Annotated in this window: 1 protein-coding gene; it reads right to left on the reverse strand. The window is 46.2% G+C overall.

From position 1 onward, the window contains the following. Positions 1 to 650, reverse strand: a 650-nt coding sequence (locus DW103_RS17945) for a hypothetical protein (RefSeq protein ID WP_147381256.1), incomplete at its 3' end; no start/stop codon positions are given. Positions 651 to 875: the final 225 nt, after the last annotated feature.

Below are 875 nucleotides of genomic sequence, written 5' to 3' on the forward strand. Positions count from 1 at the left end.
CGGGAAAAACGATGTGTCGTAAACCCCTCTATACGCAGACGGCCCTGTATGGCTTCCTGTACTTCATACGGAACCGGACAAGCATCCGGTAGGACATATTCCGCAGCCAATACCAGACCAATCGCCGAACGTACCATGCCCGTTATGGACATTCCGCCGTGTATGGCCATTTCAAATAATTTATCGTATTGCGTATTTGAAATATACGTTTGTAACCATTCGGAGCCGGGGACGTCCGGTACAAACCGGGCGTGCATCTCTTTCCTCAGCCTGCGTTTTTCTGTTCTTCCTGCTGCCAGAAAGGCTTCCATTACGGCATTCATCAGGTTGGACAAATATCCGAAATCTGAAAGACTAAGTATTTTATCCTTATATTCCCCTCTTATCTGTATACCCATATATGTCCGGGGAAATATCCGGAGGACAGGAGGGCGTTCAACTGAAACACGACTCAGTATGCCCCGTACAATCCAACTGTTTTTTATGCCATTACGTTCATTGCAAAGTCCTACGGCCAGATAGGTCAGGACCTCCTGCTTGTCTTTAAAGCCAAACTCTTGTATTTGCCTGTTGTATTCTTCTACCAGTACAACGGGGGCTGTATAAGTAGTAATAGCAGTGTCTTGCATGATATAACGCTTCTTTTTCATATAGAAATTTTATTAATTTGTTCCCGGAGGCGGAATCGAACCGCCCCGATAACCGTTCGGGATGTCAGGAACCGAAGTCGGGTTCCCATTTAATTGTAACAGTAGCCTTTACTTTTTTAGCGCCGACACACAGGCTGCAAGTGGTAAACTTATATTTGTCATGGCCTATTTGTTCCGAAAAACCGCCCCGGCCATTACACCGGGGACATTCCATATCCCTGACCT

Origin of the sequence: Parabacteroides sp. AM08-6, from assembly GCF_003473295.1 — a bacterium.
Lineage (GTDB): Bacteria > Bacteroidota > Bacteroidia > Bacteroidales > Tannerellaceae > Parabacteroides.